The organism is Pontibacter sp. LHS1, assembly GCF_058932855.1.
In genome coordinates, this window is the sequence record NZ_JBZYWF010000028.1 from 1 (window position 1) to 1,474 (window position 1,474).

Annotated in this window: 1 protein-coding gene; it reads left to right on the forward strand. The window is 52.4% G+C overall.

Features of this window, described 5'->3' with window-relative positions:
- Positions 1-257 precede the first annotated feature (257 nt).
- Positions 258-1,427 (forward strand): IS110 family RNA-guided transposase, encoded by a 1,170-nt coding sequence (locus tag AC5FXQ_RS21720; protein ID WP_493604507.1) that lies wholly within the window; start codon positions 258-260, stop codon positions 1,425-1,427.
- The last annotated feature ends 47 nt before the right edge of the window (positions 1,428-1,474 follow it).

Here is a 1,474-nt window from a genome sequence, read left to right on the forward strand (position 1 = left end):
GCTCATATCTTTGAATCCATCAGGAAGAATGCAAGTATTAGAAAGTAAGAAACCACAGGCAGGATGGCAAAAATACCTTAGAGCAAATACACCTGGTGATATTGGAAAAAAGGGAGTTCCACCTGCCTGCCTCTTCCCATAGATTGAACAGTACCTAAAGGTATCTCTTGCTGGGATGACCTTGCATAAAACAATGAGTGAAATGTCAGGAAGAGCATTGGTTCCGAGTCTTTGTTCCATGTCAAAACCCCCAAGTTATGAAAGTCATCAAGCAGTCGGTTAGTGCCGACATCTCAAAAGACAAGTTTGACGCCTGCTTCTCAGTGCTTACCCAGGAGCACCGGGTGGTGGTGAAAGCCAGCAGATGCTTCCCCAACTCCCCAAAAGGTTTTGCAGAGTTCAGCAAGTGGGTAAGTAACAGGGAAGATCCCTTAACGGAGCTGGTGGTGATTATGGAGGCCACTGGGGTATACTACGAGCATCTTGCCTGGAATCTCTATCAAGCGGGCCGCAAAGTCATTGTAGTGCTCCCCAACAGGGCCAAGCAGTTCACCCAGAGCCTGGGCTGCAAATCTAAGAACGACCGGATCGACGCCAGGGCGCTGGCTCACATGGGCGCGGAAAGAAATCTGGAGCCCTGGCAGCCCATGAGCCAGCAGCTCTACCTGCTGCGTAAGCTTACCCGTGAGCATGAGCAGGTTCAGCAGATGCGCACCGAAGCCACCAACCGCCTCCATGCTGAGTCACATTCCATGTTGGCCAGCAAGAGTACCGTGAAAAGGCTCCGGAAGACACTCCAACTCTATGAGGCACAGCTACAGGCCATCCAGCAGGAGATAAGGGCCGTCATTGATAGGGATGCTTTGCTCAAGGCCAAAGTAGAGAAGGTCACCACCATCAAGGGAGTGGGGCTGCTGACGGCGGCCACCGTCATCGCCGAGACCAATGGCTTTGCCCTCTTCACCAGCCATAAGCAGCTCACCAGCTACGCCGGCTATGACGTGGTGGAGAACCAGTCGGGGAAACGGAGCGGCAAGACCAAAATCTCCAAGCAGGGCAACAGCCATATCCGAAGGATACTGCACATGCCGGCCTTCAATGCGGTGAGCCGAAACGTGCCGGTTTGCCGCGCGCTTTATGAGCGCCTGACGGGGAAGGGGAAAAAGAAAATGGTGGCTTACGTGGCCGTGCAGAAAAAGCTGCTGGCTCTCATCTATACTTTGTGGAAGAGAAACGAGGCTTGGCAGGAGGACAGATACCAGCAGCAAACAGAAGAGTGCATCCAAAGCCTGGAGGCCGGAGCCTCTTTTTCAGGTGTCAGCGCAGCTGACAGAAACACAGTAGCCCCGGCAGTGGCCAGGGCTACACAAGATAAGCATCCAGTACCTGTCGGCCCGGGAGCTCTCTTTCAGGTAAGGGAAAGATAAGAAAAATTCAACTAAAATGCTTGACTTTTAAGACAGTACCTTTTTTC